12 protein-coding genes are annotated in these 16515 nt (G+C 42.2%); 7 read left to right on the forward strand and 5 right to left on the reverse strand.

The window, feature by feature from the left end:
• Nucleotides 1–61: 61 nt before the first annotated feature.
• The 4 genes from AAFH98_RS07010 (at nt 62) to AAFH98_RS07025 (ending at nt 4132) form a co-directional block, all read left to right on the forward strand.
• Nucleotides 62–634 carry an AraC family transcriptional regulator gene (locus tag AAFH98_RS07010; RefSeq protein WP_342521984.1) on the forward strand — a complete coding sequence of 191 codons (573 nt, stop codon included), beginning with the start codon at nt 62–64 and terminating at the stop codon, nt 632–634.
• A gap of 124 nt (nt 635–758) precedes the next feature.
• Nucleotides 759–3011 (forward strand): heavy metal translocating P-type ATPase, encoded by a 2253-nt coding sequence (locus AAFH98_RS07015; RefSeq protein ID WP_342521985.1) that lies wholly within the window; start codon nt 759–761, stop codon nt 3009–3011.
• 375 nt (nt 3012–3386) lie between these two features.
• A complete protein-coding gene (locus AAFH98_RS07020) occupies nt 3387–3752 on the forward strand; it encodes an Hpt domain-containing protein (protein ID WP_342521986.1) in 366 nt (121 codons plus the stop codon).
• Between the two features lie 62 nt (nt 3753–3814).
• Nucleotides 3815–4132 (forward strand): phage holin family protein, encoded by a 318-nt coding sequence (locus AAFH98_RS07025; protein WP_342521987.1) that lies wholly within the window; start codon nt 3815–3817, stop codon nt 4130–4132.
• On the opposite strand, the gene AAFH98_RS07030 is transcribed toward AAFH98_RS07025, so the two are convergent.
• Nucleotides 4133–4744 carry a class I SAM-dependent methyltransferase gene (locus AAFH98_RS07030; protein WP_342521988.1) on the reverse strand — a complete coding sequence of 204 codons (612 nt, stop codon included), beginning with the start codon at nt 4742–4744 and terminating at the stop codon, nt 4133–4135.
• 232 nt (nt 4745–4976) lie between these two features.
• On the opposite strand from AAFH98_RS07030, the gene AAFH98_RS07035 reads away from it, so the two are divergent.
• A complete protein-coding gene (locus AAFH98_RS07035; protein ID WP_342521989.1) occupies nt 4977–7469 on the forward strand; it encodes a zinc-dependent metalloprotease in 2493 nt (830 codons plus the stop codon).
• Nucleotides 7470–7587: 118 nt separating this feature from the next.
• On the opposite strand, the gene AAFH98_RS07040 is transcribed toward AAFH98_RS07035, so the two are convergent.
• From AAFH98_RS07040 to AAFH98_RS07055, 4 genes are all read right to left on the reverse strand, one after another.
• Nucleotides 7588–8286 carry a DUF5020 family protein gene (locus AAFH98_RS07040; protein ID WP_342521990.1) on the reverse strand — a complete coding sequence of 233 codons (699 nt, stop codon included), beginning with the start codon at nt 8284–8286 and terminating at the stop codon, nt 7588–7590.
• Nucleotides 8287–8323: 37 nt separating this feature from the next.
• On the reverse strand, nt 8324–10249 hold the full coding sequence (locus AAFH98_RS07045) for a methyl-accepting chemotaxis protein (RefSeq protein WP_342521991.1): 1926 nt from the start codon (nt 10247–10249) through the stop codon (nt 8324–8326).
• Between the two features lie 649 nt (nt 10250–10898).
• Nucleotides 10899–12059, reverse strand: a complete 1161-nt coding sequence (locus AAFH98_RS07050; RefSeq protein ID WP_342521992.1) for an aminotransferase class V-fold PLP-dependent enzyme — start codon at nt 12057–12059, stop codon at nt 10899–10901.
• Between the two features lie 60 nt (nt 12060–12119).
• On the reverse strand, nt 12120–12797 hold the full coding sequence (locus tag AAFH98_RS07055) for a WbqC family protein (protein ID WP_342521993.1): 678 nt from the start codon (nt 12795–12797) through the stop codon (nt 12120–12122).
• 182 nt (nt 12798–12979) lie between these two features.
• Here AAFH98_RS07055 and gltX point away from each other — a divergent pair, with 182 nt between their 5' ends.
• Both gltX and AAFH98_RS07065 read left to right on the forward strand, forming a co-directional pair.
• Complete coding sequence (gltX, locus tag AAFH98_RS07060; RefSeq protein ID WP_342521994.1) at nt 12980–14464, forward strand: glutamate--tRNA ligase; 1485 nt, start codon at nt 12980–12982, stop codon at nt 14462–14464.
• Between the two features lie 266 nt (nt 14465–14730).
• Nucleotides 14731–16461 carry a Na+/H+ antiporter NhaC family protein gene (locus AAFH98_RS07065; RefSeq protein WP_342521995.1) on the forward strand — a complete coding sequence of 577 codons (1731 nt, stop codon included), beginning with the start codon at nt 14731–14733 and terminating at the stop codon, nt 16459–16461.
• The last annotated feature ends 54 nt before the right edge of the window (nt 16462–16515 follow it).

Raw genomic sequence — 16515 nt, forward strand, 5'->3', positions numbered from 1 at the left:
TGTATTTTAGGGTGATGTCAGAAGTAAACGAAATAGCGTTCTACACCGTTTTCTTATTTCTATGGCTACGCTAAAAATTAAAAATATGGTGTGCGACCGTTGTATTATGACGGTTCGCGATGAATTTTCCGAGCTTGGATATACCGTAAATACTGTTTCGTTGGGAGAAGTGAAAATTGAAGAGTCTCCAACCTTGGAAAATCTGGAGGATATTGCGGAAAAGCTCAATGATAAAGGGTTTGAGCTGATTACAAACAAAGGGGATGCACTTCTTGAGCAGATTAAAGTGCACCTTATTACTTACTTGGATTACATTGAAGAGGGTGAAGAGGTTCAAAAAATTTCAGCTTATTTAGAGGATAAGCTGAATTATAATTATGCGTATATAAGTGATTATTTTTCTCAGAATTCCGGTAGTACCATCGAGAAATATCTTATCAATTTGAAGATTGAGCGTGTTAAAGAATTACTTAGTTACGAGGAGTTAACGCTCAGCGAAATTGCCTGGAAGCTTAATTACAGTAGTGTCCAATACCTATCGAATCAGTTTAAAAGAGTTACCGGAGAGACGGTCAGTTCATTTCGAAAGCACATGGATGAGCAAAGTCGACAATCGTTGGACTCTATATCATAGTATCCAAAAATTTTACACATTTCTCCCAACCGTTTGTTACATCTGGTACGGTGATCTGGATTATCTTTAGACCTAATTTAAACCTGATCATAAAACAGTATTTAAACCTGATCATAAAACAGTTATGAAAAAATCCCTACAAATTGAAGGCATGCACTGTGCCGGTTGTGCTAATAGCGTAGAAAAAGCTTTGTCAGGTGTTGAAGGTGTTAAGAAAGCTTCGGTGAATCTGGCTACGGAAAAAGCGCTTGTTGAATTTGATAATGGTGGTGTTGCTGAGCAAGATTTAAAGGCTGCCGTAGAGGGAGCTGGCTATGAGGTAAAGGAGAAGACGGAGGAAGGAGATACTGATATCACTGGCAAAGAAAAGCTTGGATTGGCCTATAATAAGATGTGGTGGTCATGGGCACTGACGGTACCTATTATTTTACTTATGATTCCTGAAATGTTGGTCGGCTATACCGTTGGAGGGGAGCTGACTTATCAGTTGTTGGTGATTGGCCTGTCGGCGGGAGTTATTTTTTATCCCGGTTGGGAAACACTTCAGGGTGCTTGGAAATCAACAAAGAATGGCTCACCCAATATGGATGTGCTTATTGCCATGGGATCTCTGGCTGCATTGGCAACGGGTTTTGTAGCATTACTTCATGTGTTAGGAATGGCACCATCGTTTCACAGCTTTGCCGGTATTGCAGGCATGATTATGGCCTTCCATTTAACAGGTCGGTATGTGGAGACGAAGGCCAAAGGTCGAGCTTCGGAAGCGATCAAAAATTTAATGACGCTTGAAGCCAAAGAAGCCACAATTATTCGTAATGGCAAGGAAATGACCATCCCGGTAAAAGACTTGCAGGTAAATGATGTGATGGTCATACGTCCCGGCGAAAAGATACCGACAGATGGTAAAGTGATTGACGGGGAAAGCAGTGTAGATGAGTCACTGGCTACGGGCGAATCGATGCCGGTGCAAAAAGAGGAGGGGGATGAGGTTATTGGTTCTACAATTAACAAAAATGGTACGTTAAAAGTACAGGCTACGAAGGTTGGCAGCGAGACTTTTCTAAACCAAATTATTCGGATGGTTGAAGAGGCACAGGGATCGAAAGTGCCTATTCAGGAGATGGCCGACCGCATTACGGCCGTGTTTGTGCCGGTAATAATTGGGTTGGCTGTTACAACATGGGCAGCTTGGATGCTGTTTCCCGGATTCTTTGGTAAAATTGCTGTGTGGGCATCCGATTTTGTTCCCTGGATAAATCCCGAAATGGGATCGATAGCCTTGGCATTTTATGCGGCTATTGCGGTGTTAGTTATTGCATGTCCCTGCGCATTGGGATTGGCAACGCCTACTGCCCTGATGGTAGGAACGGGCCTCGGGGCAGAAAATGGAATCCTGATCCGCCAAGGGAAAGCTGTAGAGTTGTTGCGCGAGACTGATATAATTGTGCTCGACAAGACGGGGACGATTACCAAAGGGGAGCCCTCAGTCACAGGTGTAATGACAACTGCTGATCTTAATGAGGATACGCTATTGAAATATGCGGTATCAGCCGAGAAAGGTTCCGAGCATCCATTGGGACAGGCGATAGTAAACTATGCTCAGGAGAAGAAAATTGATCTATGGGATGCTTCGGGGTTCCACGCCTTATCAGGAAAAGGTATTGTTGCTGAGGTGGATGGCCAGCAAGTTGTCATTGGCAAGAAGGCATTGTTCGAAGAACGTAATATTGAAGTACATGAAAATGTTGGTAGAGAAATTAAACGCTATGAAAAGCAGGCAAAAACGACAGTGTTGGTTGGGGTGGATGAAGTGTTAGTAGGTATTATTGCCATTGCAGATCCCATTAAGGTAGATAGTAAACAAGCTATTGTAAAACTTAAGGAGATGGGATTTACACCCGTAATGATGACCGGAGATAATAAACGTACGGCGCGAGCTGTAGCTAAAGAGGTAGGAATCGATCAAGTGATAGCTGGCGTGCTTCCTGATCAGAAATCAGATGAGATAAAACAATTACAGCAATCCGGTAAACGAGTGACCATGGTTGGAGATGGAATTAACGATGCTCCGGCATTGACTCAGGCTGATATTGGGATCGCTATTGGCACGGGGACTGATGTGGCTATTGAATCTGGTGATATTGTACTTGTGAAGGGCGATCTGGAATCGGTCGTTCAAGCGATAATGTTGAGCGAAGCTACTTTTAAAAAGATTAAACAGAACCTGTTTTGGGCATTTTTCTATAATGTAGTAATGATTCCGCTGGCTGTATTGGGTATGATGCATCCGGTATTGGCGGAAGCGGCGATGGCTTTTAGCTCGGTAAATGTTGTTTTCAACTCCAGAAGACTCCAAAAGACCGACCTTTCAACATAGCGGAAAATAAGTGTGGATAACTATGTGGAAAACTTATGTATGGCAGAAATATTCAAAAAATTTGTAACAAAATGCCTTTTCATATCTCTTGAAAACCAAAATAAGGAAGGCAATTACAGATACGTACATTATAAGTGGTGTTGATAACTTGATATTAAATCAAGTATTTGTTATTACTTAGTTGCTTTTCCTACAAAATACAACTTTAAGTTTTGGGGATATCATAATGAAAGATTGGAAGGCATTAATTTTAAAAATTACGCTCTTGGTTTTAGTGGGCATTGTATTGTTTACTGGGTGAAATATAAGATTGCACTGCAGGCAATAGCATAGTGTTATAATAGAAATATCATCTAATTTTATTGCTGTTACACTGTGGATACTGATTCCGTTTCTGACCTTTCTTACTTGAATGAAATTGCTATGGGTGATCAATCTATAGTAATTGAAGTAACGGAAACGTTTCTTTCAGATGCACCCAATGCACTGAAAGAAATCAAAAAACACTCCAGGGATAGAAACTGGTCGGCCCTTGCGAAAGTTGCACATAAGGTTAAACCCAATTTTAAATATATGGGTATGGATCGCGCAAGTGAGATTATTGTAGATATTGAGCAACAGGCCAAATCGGAAGATATTTCAGCAGATTTAGATCACCAAATAGATGAGCTCGTTCAACTTTCAGATCAAGCTTTTGATGAACTGGCCTCTAAGCTTGAGAGTTTAAAAAAGAACAACTGATCCCAACTTTTGTCCCTGTTCTTCGTATAGCCTACCTCTCTTTAATCAAAACAGACAAAGGTATGATTTGGTCATTATTAATAAATAGCATTGGGATCTTTCTTATCGGCTATATTTTAAAGGGTGTGCAAATAAAAAGCTTCTTTACGGCAGTAGGGGTCGCCATTCTTTTGGCTATCGTAAATACCTTGGTAAAGCCTATATTAGTTTTTCTAACGCTGCCTGTTACAATTATTACGTTTGGTTTATTTATACTTGTAATTAACGCTCTAATGCTGATGTTGGTAGATGCGTTAATTGAGGGGATGAAGATCAAAAACTTCGGATGGGCGTTCTTATTTAGCTTGCTGTTGGCCGTGCTAAATTTGGGATTCTTTTAATTATGCCACGTTTGAGCTTTTTATCGCAGCCTGCTTGTTATCTGCCTGGTTGATTTCGAGGGTGTAAATTTTGGCGGGAGGAATATTTAAAAAGACAATTTTCTTGTCATGTTTGAAACTATTAACAATCTTTTCCTCAAAATCACTTTTAAAATTTCGAAATTTCAGATACTTGAAATAACTGATATATGCCTCTGAAGAGCAGAGGCTAAGCTTTTTCTCCCAAATCTGTTTGGTTATTTCTTCGGGCATATTTTCATAGGGAAGGCTTGAAAATATAAAATCGTACTTTTTCTGGGGATGAAAGTTTAAGATATCAGCATGATGGATACGAATATTATTATTGAGGCGATACTTGGAACCAATTATTTGATAGAACTTTTTATGAATCTCAACGATGTCTAACGAATCCTGTGGGCGGAGCTGTTTTGCTATTTGTTTTGTCAGCGAACCCGTACCAGCACCAACTTCAAGAATATTCAAGGGGGCGCAGTTCGAATCAGCAAGTTTATTCTGTAACTGGGCCACAAGATCTTTGGCTAAGAACTTAGAACTGGGAGCTACTGCTCCAACCCGTTTTAAATCTTTCAGAAAGTAAAGTAGGTGTTCCAATGATATTGCTTTAATTACGTATAGCTAATTAAGGTAATAAAGCTTAGGCAAATTGACTAATCAGTACAGGTAGAATTACTTTAATATATTCTATGACGTTAAAAGTGTTTGTGAAATTCACGGGAAAATATCTTTTTACATCTAAATCTATAATTAGAGTTGATTCATTTCGCTACAGCTCTCACTTTAAGAGAGCATTTTTGTTAACTAATATTAAACTAAAAAACCATCTATGAGTTATTCTATCTTCAAGGATTTGAAGCGTTTGAGTATCATGGTGTTATGTGCCGGTTTGTTAGGGGCATGTGCCAGTACTCAAAGTGCTCAAGACCAATCAAAAAGCGATGGCCCGCCATCTGCTAAATCAGATAACGGAATGAAGCCGTACAGTGAAGTTATCACTGGTGAAGCGGAAACGGATTCGGGATTATTTGACGTCCACAAAATCGATACGGATTATTTTTACGAAATTCCGGATTCATTACTAAGTCGGGAGATGTTACTTGTTTCGCGTATTGCCGAAACACAAGACGAAATTGGTTACGGTGGCGAAAAGTTAAACACGCAAGTTGTACGTTGGCAAAAGAAAGACGACAAGGTATTATTGCGACATGTCTCGTATGAGAATGTAGCCAGCGATTCACTTCCCGTCTACGAGGCGGTTCAAAACTCAAACTTTGAGCCTATTATTGCATCTTTTGATGTAAAATCCCTCGGAAAGGACTCGGCCGGGGTGGTTATCGATGTAACTAAACTATATGCCAGTGATATTCCCTCGCTTGGACTCCAAAGTTATCAGCGAGAAGAATACAGAGTACGGAGGTTAGATACGGAACGTTCTTTTATTGAGCATATTAATAGTTATCCAGAAAATATTGAGGCACGAAACTGGATGACGTATGATGCTGCAAATCCGCCTTCAAGTTCATCAACGGGTACCATTTCGTTAGAGATTAACCATAGTATGGTGTTGTTACCTGATGAGGAATGGGAAACACGTTCTTATGATCAGCGGGTAGGATATTTTAGCGTTCAGCAAACAGATTATGGCACGGAGCGTCACAAGGCCAACGATGTACAGTATGTTACTCGTTATAAGTTGGTGCCCAGTGATAAGGAGGCTTATTTGAATGGAGAGCTCGTAGAGCCCGAAAATCCTATTGTGTACTATATTGATCCTGCTACGCCCCAAAAATGGCGCCCATATTTGAAGCAGGGAGTAGAGGATTGGCAAAAAGCTTTTGAGGCCGCTGGATTTAAAAATGCTATTATTGCTAAAGATCCCCCCTCTGAGGAGGAAAACCCTGAATGGAGTCCCGAAGATGTACGGTATTCGGTAATTCGATACTTCGCTTCCGATATTCAGAATGCATATGGTCCGCATGTACATGATCCGCGAACCGGCCAGATTCTGGAGAGCGATATCGGTTGGTATCACAACGTAATGAATTTGCTTCGCAACTGGTACTTTGTACAAACAGCGGCCGCCAATCCGGATGCCCGAGCGGTACAATTTAAAGATGAAGTGATGGGTGAACTCATCCGATTTGTTTCGGCCCACGAAGTTGGACACACAATCGGACTGCCACACAACTACGGATCAAGTTATGCTTATCCGGTAGATTCGCTTCGTTCTCCTTCATTTACCGAGGAGCACGGTACGGCTCCATCCATTATGGATTATGCCCGTTTCAATTACGTTGCCCAGCCCGAAGATGGCGTGAAAGATTTTCATCCAGCTGTAGGTGAGTATGACAAGTGGGCTGTAAAATGGGGATACACATGGTTCCCTAAAGATATGAGCGAAGAAGATAAAGTTGCCACCCTTAACGAGTGGACCCGAGAACGCGCAGATGATCCCCGTTATTTTTATGGTCAGCAGACCGGTAACAAAATAGATCCGCGGTCACAAAATGAGGATCTCGGAAATGATGCCATGAAAGCCAGTGAACTTGGAATTGCCAACTTGAAGCGTATAACATCAAACTTGGTGGAATGGACCGACCGCGACGGCGCCAACTTTGCTGAGCTGGAAGAGCTTTATAATAATGTAGTGGCACAGTGGAATCGCTATATGGGACACGTAACTAAAAACGTAGGTGGTGTGTACGAAGATCACAAAACCTACAACCAAGACGGTCCTGTATACACCTTTGTGCCCCAAGAAACCCAACAGCGTGCCATGGATTTCCTCATCGACTATGGGTTTATGACGCCCGATTGGTTGCTTGAAGAAGATATTCTTGATCGCATAAACCAATCTACTGTTGTTGATGACATGCGAAGTGCACAGGTACGAGTTCTTAACGATCTTACTGATCCGCAGCGGATAGCTCGACTTATCGAGTTTGATGCTCGTTCATCAGATGATACATACGATGCCTTTGAAATGATGGATGATGTCCGGAACGGTATTTGGTCAGAGCTCGACAATAATCGCACTATTGATGTACATCGACGTAATCTACAGCGTGCATATCTCGAGCGCATGGAATACTTGATGAATGAAGAGCTTCCAAGCATTCCAGATGCCTTTAAGGATTTCCTTGGGTGGACGGATGTAAATGTAAGTCAGTCAGATATTCGGCCCATTGTTCGCAATCAGTTGCAAATCTTGCAGGATGATGTGCAAAATACTAAGAATCGGGTAAGTGATCGTGCAACAGGCGCGCACTTGGCGGATGTAGAAGTTCGGATTGATAATATTTTGAATCCCGATGACTAATACATCATCACATTAAATTACAAAGCCCCGGCATATTGTCGGGGCTTTTTTTATTGGAAAAGATTGTGTACTTCCCGAATATATTCAATGTCCGGATATCATGGGAGAAAATAAGTTCCTAAAAAAACCATTTTAGTCCCAGTGTGGGATTTACCTTAAATCCTTTGTTGGCGCTAAAGTTAGAGCTTATTTCTATTTCACTACCCGCTGAGAAATGTTTCGTAAAGTTATACCAAAGTTGCGGTTCTGTCAGAAATACAAAGTTGGTGCTGGATGCGTTACCGTTGTTATCGAATACGACATTATCTTCCCGCCAGAAATCTGCAAAACCGTTGAATGATAGTTTCCTGTCAAAAAAGTGTAGTGCCCATACAGCCGTAATTTGAAAAGAAGCATCATGCTTGTCCTCGATGTATTTATACATTGCTTGAAGATTCAGCATTTTTGAGAAGGTACTGTTACTAAAGGTATAACTTCCCCCGAGCAGGTAAGCACTATTGATAGGAGCAGAGAATTCGGATGTCCGAAATAGTCCGCCGTCATATTCGGCCCGGATGGCAACCGGAGGGTCCCAAAATTTTAGCTCCCGGGCTATTTCCATATATGCAAGGGAAACGCCATCTACATTGGATGTTTTGCTACCATATTCAAAATCAACAAAAAAGAATGAGCTTCCGTAAGCATCAGCCTTGAACATCTCAAGCGTAGTAGTAAGCATCTGTCGGTCTTTTCCAAAATCATAGTGAGTTTGGATATGCTGAGCATAAACTCCAGATGTGATAAAGAGAATGAGTGTAGTAAATAATGTTTTTTTCATGGTGAAAACTGAGAAATATTAGGTTGAAAAATGGGGCTTAAAAATCGCTGAAATCATCATTGCTTCCGAAAGGAATCAATTCCTCTAATTCAGCATCGTTTTGAGTGTCTTTTTGTCGATGAGGTTTATTATTTGGAACTGCATGTTGAGACTGGTTGCCATTTTGGCCCAGTGTTTTTGGAGTAGATCTCCGGGATGTTTCATTTTGGCCACCGGCAAGTTCGGTAAGTGCATTAACAAGTACTTTGAGTTCACTTGCCTGTGAAGACAGTTCCTCCGCAGAGCTTGCAGATTCCTCAGATGCCGAGGCATTTTGTTGGACGGTCTCGTCCATTTGGTTCATCGTGGAGTTCATCTGTTGGATCCCTGCTGCCTGTTCTTTGGATGCCGCTGAAATTTCAACAACCAGGGTGCTTACATCCGAAACACTATCCTTGATCTTGACAAGGTTTTCAGAGACCTCATCGGCTACATCACTACCACGTTCGGTATTTTCCTGGGACTGCTGGATAAGTTCTTCGGTATCTTTAGCGGCCTCTGCACTTCGTTGAGCCAGATTTCGGACTTCCTCGGCTACTACTGCAAATCCCTTACCTGCTTCGCCCGCTCGGGCAGCTTCTACCGCGGCGTTCAGCGCAAGAAGATTTGTTTGGAATGCAATGTCATCAATAGTTTTAATAATTTTGGATGTTTCTTCTGATGATTTTTTGATTTCTTCCATGGCCTCATTCATCCGTTCCATTGCTTCAACTCCGTCTTGAACCAGGGGTTTGGCTCGATTCATAGCTGTTTCAGCTTCGCTGGAATTTTCGGCCGTTTGTTTGATTTGTGAGGACATTTCTTCAAGGGAGGAAGTGGTTTCCTGAAGGCTGGCTGCCTGTTGGTTGGCACTTTCGGCAAGCTCTTGGCTGGCCCCGGAAAGTTGATCAGAAGATGCGTTAACTTGTTGAGCTCCTCCTCTCAGTCGATCAATAAGATTTCGTAATATGGATGTGGTTGAATGGCTGCTCCAGCTACCAAATGCCAAGTTGATAATAACGGCCAGGGCCACTCCGATTCCAAGGAACCAGATATATTGAGAGACAGTGGCACTGGTTAAGTTACCAAGTTCATCCGTACTTTTTCGGGCTGTTTTATTTATTTCTTGTGATGCCCAGTATATTCCTTGATTCCCATTAAAGGCATCTTCTCTGCGGTCAACAAGTTCGTTAGTTGATTGAATGAAATTTGTTGTGGCAGCAATATTATTATCAATTTCTGATAATACTTGATCATAACTGCCGTCGGTAGAGTCGGCCAATCCTTCGAGCATACCTTTTGCCTCTTCAATTTTTTGCACTACATGTTGAAGCCCTTCAGTTGTATTGGTTCCGATATCAACCCACAACATTCGTTGGGCATCCAAAAGCGTACTTCGAATTTGACTAATTTGTAGAGCTTCAGCTCCCGATGTTTCGTCAAGAGATTGTTTGAGAAGCTGCAGGGCTTTTTGGGCGGATTGCTGCGAGCGATTTCGGCTCTCAATATTTTGGGTCGAAGTTTCGTGGAAGTTGGCAATGGCATTGCGATAGGTATCGGCCTTAGTTTCAAGTTCGCCTATCCTGTTCGACAGTTGCGTTAGTTCCTGGTTTTGGGAAAGTTTATCTGTCTCATTTATGACGCTGTCAATTTTTCCGAAATAGGTCACCATGTGATTGTACAGTTGCTCATCGTATTGAATTTCGTAACGCAGTTGTGTAAATCCAATTTCGCTGACGTGCTCTTTTAATTCAGTTGAAAGCTTCCACTCCGGCAGATAGGCCTGTTCAAGCTTGTTGGAATGGTTGTTTATAGTTGTAAGAGCATAAATTGCGACTAATCCCAAGACGAGCGTAATGAGGGTACTGATAGCTCCAAGGGTGAAAATACGTTTCCCAATGGTCCAGTTACTGTCATTATTGTTATTCATTTTTTTCATTCTCATATCCCCTAAAAATTCTTTTAAGAACCCCATGACCTTTAAATGCAGTTTTATTTCAGTTGATTTTTATCTGTTTGCACACCCTGTACTTAAATAGTCCCAGCTTAATGTACTGTTAAGAGTTTGCTTGACAGCCATTACTCTTGAATTTGCTGGTGCTAAATCAAAGGAAAGCAGGATAACGCAGTGTTATGTTATCGCTGATTGTTTAAAGCACTTAAACGATATTAAAAATATGAGCCCCACAGAGGATAGAATTTTATAACAGAATGGGACGCAAGTAATTGGAAAAGAAAAGGGAAGTATGAGATGAGGGGGGAAGGACAGATATTAAAAGATTCTGACCGAACAGGAATAGTAAACTTGTGCAGTGAAATTAAGTAAGGAGATGTTTTTTACAATATCGGGGAGTTGGGTTTTATTTTTTGATTAGGATTGTGGATTTAAAACTGTCAATGGGTTTCCAGTTGAGCCACCAGTTATTGATTGCCCTTGTTCCTAAGGGCAACGAGATAGAAGGGGGTAAAAACAATCGCAGCGGGAAAACATTAAAGGATATACATCAATACTAAAATGATGACTGTACTATATCTCAAGAAGGTATTGGAAAGCCGTTCCAAACTCTTTACAGTTGTTGAAGTTTGTTAGTAATTTATGTGTTGTCGGCTACTTCTTTAAGTACATCAAAGAGCATAGAAATGTCTGTTTTGTCATTATACACATTGGGCGAAATGCGCACCGCCGAGCCCCGTACCGAAACGTGGATATTATGTTCATCGAGTTGCTGTTGTAATTTTTGTAGGGATACAGATGTTGGCAGCCGGATGCCAAACATGTGCCCGGCTCTCCACTCCGAATCCTCAATCTGATATCCGTGGTCGGGTAAACCTTTCTCCAGGTTCGCAGTCAGGTGCTTGCAATACGCCTGGATGTTTTTAGGTTTCCATTTCAGGATCTGTTTGAGTGCCTCAATCATCATGGGTACCAACACAAAGTTGCTGCGTTCCCCTACATCAAATCGTTGGGCACCCGGTTGGTAGCCATCCTCATAATCTACAAGCCCACTAAAATCCTCGCTGTTTTTGCGAACAATCCAGCCTTCCTCAAGTGGAATACCATCTTGCAGGCGTGGACCGAAATACCCCAACGTCATCGCATAGGGACCCATCAGCCATTTATACCCCGCACAGATGAGCGCATCAGCCTGAATTTCTTGCACGTTGATGGGCAAAGCGCCCACCGATTGCGTGCCATCAATTACAAAATAGGCATTATTACTTCGAGCTTTTTCTCCAATCGTTTTAAGATCAAACCATGTGCCGTCGGTCCAATGTACATTACCCAGTGCTACTAAGAGCGTATCCGAATCGATGGCATCTATAATACGCTCATTCCACCGTTGGCCTCGGTTCTTAAATTCCCCGGGTGCATCAACTGTTTTAATCTGACAATTGTGCTCCTTACAAAACCGTCGCCATGCGTACACGTTGCTGGGGAATTGCTCACCGGCAATGATAATAGTATTCCCCTTATCGGGATTGATATTTTTGGCTACCGTTGCCAAGCCGTACGAAACAGCCGGCATAATAGCCACATCGTTAGCTTTGGGGGCATGGACAAGCTGTGCAAAGAGAGATCGTAAGGTAGCACTATCTTCAAAAAAGTGATTGGGCTTTGTTTTCCAAGGACGGTTATTACTTTTAATTCCCTCGATACCAGCATCTTCAACAGACTTCAACAATGGTGAAAGATACGAGCAGTTAATGTAATGGTGATCATTTGGAAGAGAAAAAAGATGCTTTTGGCAGTCCATCTTAAGGTTGAATGTTACAAGGTTAAACGTTGAAGGTTTTTAAGGGTAAACTTTTAACATTTAACCTTCAACTTTTTCAACAAGTTGATCGGTAATTCGAAAGCTTTCCGGCCCAAATTGAAACAGCACATCTAAAATGCAGCACCATGGCTCGAACCCTTCAAAATGCTGGTGATATTTAGGGTGTTCAAAATCGGGATCTGTTTTTTGCTCCGCCTGCCGTTGGTAATGTCGGCTATTGTGTTCCTGAAATAAGGTATCAGTGCCCAGCTTTTGAGCCAGTAAGTTGGGATTAGAATCATATTCCGGAAGCTCACTGGCCAGCTCATATTCAATATTAATATCCATAAAACGAAACAGCCGTTTTTGAATGTATAGAATAAATTCCATCAGGTAGGTATAGTCATAAGCAGATTTCCAATCGGCTTTGATTTCCGGTTCGTAAAAATCGTAGTAAATGCTGTTGCGATAGTTATATTCCAGTGTGCGTAGTAAAGGAGATATCCAGTCTTCGGAATGATCCATGCGCACATCGGTAATGGCTTTTTTACGATCTTTGGTACGGATCGGAATGTTAATCCACTGCGTACCTTCGGGTGTTCGAATTTGGGCGCGGTGAATTCGGCTTTTGCGCGACCATCGTTCTACATCCTGCAAAATAACGCGGTCGGCCTGCAGCATGGCAGCCAAATCATAAAGATTAGGAGCGAATTGAGGTGTTAAAAGCGCAATTTTCATAGAGTAAAAAACGGATCGAGTGAATTTAGATCTATCATGTCGAATTAAGAATTAAAAATTAAGAATTAAAAATTACTTCTTACCGCATTACGGATCATGTATCACTATTAGCACAAGTGCACTATAAGCCTTATTTTTCGACGCATTGAACAGAAATTATTTTAATCCAATTAGCCAGCTTTATGGAAGGTAGTGTACGCGTACGTTTTGCGCCTTCGCCCACGGGATTATTGCATATCGGTGGACTGCGAACGGCCCTGTATAATTATTTATTTGCCAAAGGAAATGATGGAACCTTCGTGCTCCGTATTGAAGATACGGATCAGACCCGCTATGTAGAGGGCGCCGAAGATGATATTAAAGAATCGTTGAAGTGGGTTGGGATGGATGTTGATGAAGGTCCCGAAAATCCGGGTGATGTAGGCCCATATCGACAGAGTGAACGCAAGGATATGTATGAGCAGTATGCTGAACAGCTCGTGGAACAGGGCAATGCGTACTACGCTTTTGATACCACCGAGGAACTTGATCAGATGCGGGAACGACTTAAGAAATCGGGTAACCCATCACCCAAGTACGATGCTATTACTCGCATGTCGATGAAAAATAGCTTGACGCTGCCCGAAGAGGAAGTAGAGCGCAAGCTGGAAGAAGGAGAAGAGTATGTAATTCGACTCAAAGTCCCGCGACGTGAAACCATCCGTTTTGAAGATGAAGTACGTGGCTTTGTATCCTTCGAGAGTAAGGGGCTTGATGACCAGGTACTGTTGAAGTCGGACGGTATGCCAACTTACCATTTAGCGAATGTGGTGGATGATCACCTGATGGAGATTTCGCACGTGATTCGCGGTGAGGAGTGGCTCAGCAGTACGCCTAAACACATTCTGATGTACGAATATTTTGGCTGGGAGCCGCCTAAGATGGCGCACTTACCGCTTATTATGTCGCCCAGCGGTGGGAAGCTCTCCAAGCGTAAAGCAGAAACTGAGGGCATTCCTATTAACACAAAAGATTATATTGAGCAGAAGTTTGAGCCCGAAGCACTGGTGAACTTTCTGGCCTATCTGGGATGGAGTCCCGGTGACGATTCAGAAATACATTCACTCGACGAGCTGTGCGAATTATTTTCGTTGGATCGTGTAAGTAAGGGCGGGGCAGTATTTGATTACAAAAAGTTGATTTGGTATAACGAGCACTATCTCCGAGAAAAACCGGCCGATGAGTTATGGCCACGGGTTCAGGAGATTGCCAAAGAACACGACCTTGATCCCGATGAAGAGTATATGAAGGAGATTATCCCTCTAATGAAAGATCGTGTGAGCAAGATTGAAGACTTTGTAACTATGGGACGCTTTTTCTTTGAGGATCCCGAAGAGTACGAAGATAAGGCGACCAAAAAGTGGAATGATAATAGTGCTGAGCTACTCGAGGCGTATATCGAGAAAATTGAAGGTCTCGACGAGGACGAGTTCGAAGCCAAAACGCTTAAAGATAAAATTAAAGAAGTGATTGAAGAATATGATGTTGGTTTTGGTCCAGTAATGATGCCGCTTCGTGTGGCCGTATCGGGTATGGGTTACGGCCCTGACCTTACGCCCACCATTGAATTACTTGGTAAAGAAACGACTGTTCGTCGCATTAATACAGCGATCGAAAAGTTGGGATAATTTTTATCAAATAAAATAGTCTATTAAACCCTGCAGGTTTTACATAACCCGCAGGGTTTTTTTATTCTTACGAAATGTGCGCTTATTCGATCATATAATATATAGAAGTACGCGTTCTTATAAGGAAATAACATGGAGCAAGCACCTACTTGTGCTAATAAAGATATCCATGAATTTTTTCTGGCAAATTATCTCAGAGATTGTATTTTCATTGATCAAATATGCGTTTGGTATAGATCACTCCAAAATTAATTAAAAACCTACTTATGAAGCGTAAAGCACTATTTGTTTTAGCAGGATTATTTTCAGTATTGCTGTTAATCAATTTTGGATACGCTTCACCCGATGCTACCCAAGCTGCAGGAGAAGCGGTCAATACAGGTATCGAAAGCGGTAGTTGGTTCAGTATTTTGCCCCCTCTTGTAGCAATCGGGATCGCTCTCATTTTTCGGCAGGTGCTTTTTGCCTTGTTTCTGGGGATATGGTGTGGTGCTTTTTTAGCAGGCGATCTTTCGTTTGGAGGAGTATTCACCAGTTTTTTTACAGCCCTTGATGGATATATCGTCCCCGCAACGGCCGATGAAAGTCACATGAGTATCATCATATTTACTATTCTTATCGGCGGGATGGTGGGTATTATTACTGACAACGGTGGTACGCGTGGCGTCATTGAACGTGTAACAAAGTATATACGTACGAAAGTCCGTGGACAGTTGATGACAGCGTTAATGGGTTTTGTGGTCTTTTTCGATGACTACGCCAATACCATGGTCGTTGGTAGCACCATGCGTCCACTTACCGATAAACTTCGTATTTCTCGTGCTAAGCTTGCATACTTAGTGGATGCGACTGCGGCTCCCATTGCAACGGTAGCCCTCGTCAGTACATGGATTGGTGCTATGGTTGGTTTTATTGCGGATGCCTCTTCGCGGATGCCAAATTTTAATGAATCAGCCTATGGTATTTTTCTAAGCTCGCTGCCCTATAATTTTTATGCTTTCTTTACAATTCTTTTTGTGATTCTTATTGCTTGGTCGGGACGCGATTTCTCAACGATGCTCAAAGCGCGCATCAATCTTTACAAAGCTAAGCACAATCCAGAGCTTGATACCTATAACTTGTGGAAGGACAAAATTGAGGATGATGAAAAAACAAAGAAAGTATCCCACTGGGCGAATGCGGTAATACCTATTGCAACCCTTGTATTAGGCACGATTACAGGGTTGTTTCTTACAGGATCTGGCGATTCTATACAGTCAATTATTGAAACTGCAGATTCATACAAAGCATTGCTTTGGGGATCACTGCTCTCCATTACGGTAGCTATTATTATGACACTTTCCCAAAAATTGCTCAAAATTGAAGACATGCTCGAGGGTATGATGGAGGGTATGCATACCATGTTTGATGGGTTGTTAATTCTTGTTTTGGCTTGGGCATTGAGTGCACTAACTGTGGAGCTCGGTACCGCCGATTATTTAATGAGTGTGTTCGGAGAAACGTTGAATCCTTACTGGTTACCGGCTATTGTGTTTGTTCTCTCAGCACTGACGGCTTTTGCAACGGGCTCCAGCTGGGGAACGATGGGTATTTTGATGCCACTGGTGGTGCCGTTGGCTTGGGAGATCAGCAATAATACCGGGCTGGATTATACTATTACAGCAGAAATTATTTATGCCAGCGTGAGCTCTGTACTGGCCGGATCGGTGTGGGGCGATCACTGTTCTCCTATTTCGGATACGACCATTCTCAGTTCTATTGCCACACAATGTGATCATGTGGAGCACGTCAATACTCAGCTTCCATATGCGATGATTGTAGGGGGAATCAGTATCCTAAGCTTGATTGCCATAATGGTGCTTGGTGTTCCCGCTTGGATAATTTATCCCACTGGTGTAGCAGTTATTGTAGCCATTATTTTCCAGTTCGGTAAAACTCCCGATCCCAAAGAATATACGCCCGAAGGAAAAGAAGCTGCGAGCACTTCGCTGGATTAATATCTTAAAGTATTGTGTGAGAAGTAATAGGAATAGCACGAGCGGATGCTCGCG

The sequence above is a fragment of the Fodinibius sp. Rm-B-1B1-1 genome, from assembly GCF_038594945.1.
GTDB lineage: Bacteria > Bacteroidota > Rhodothermia > Balneolales > Balneolaceae > Fodinibius > Fodinibius alkaliphilus.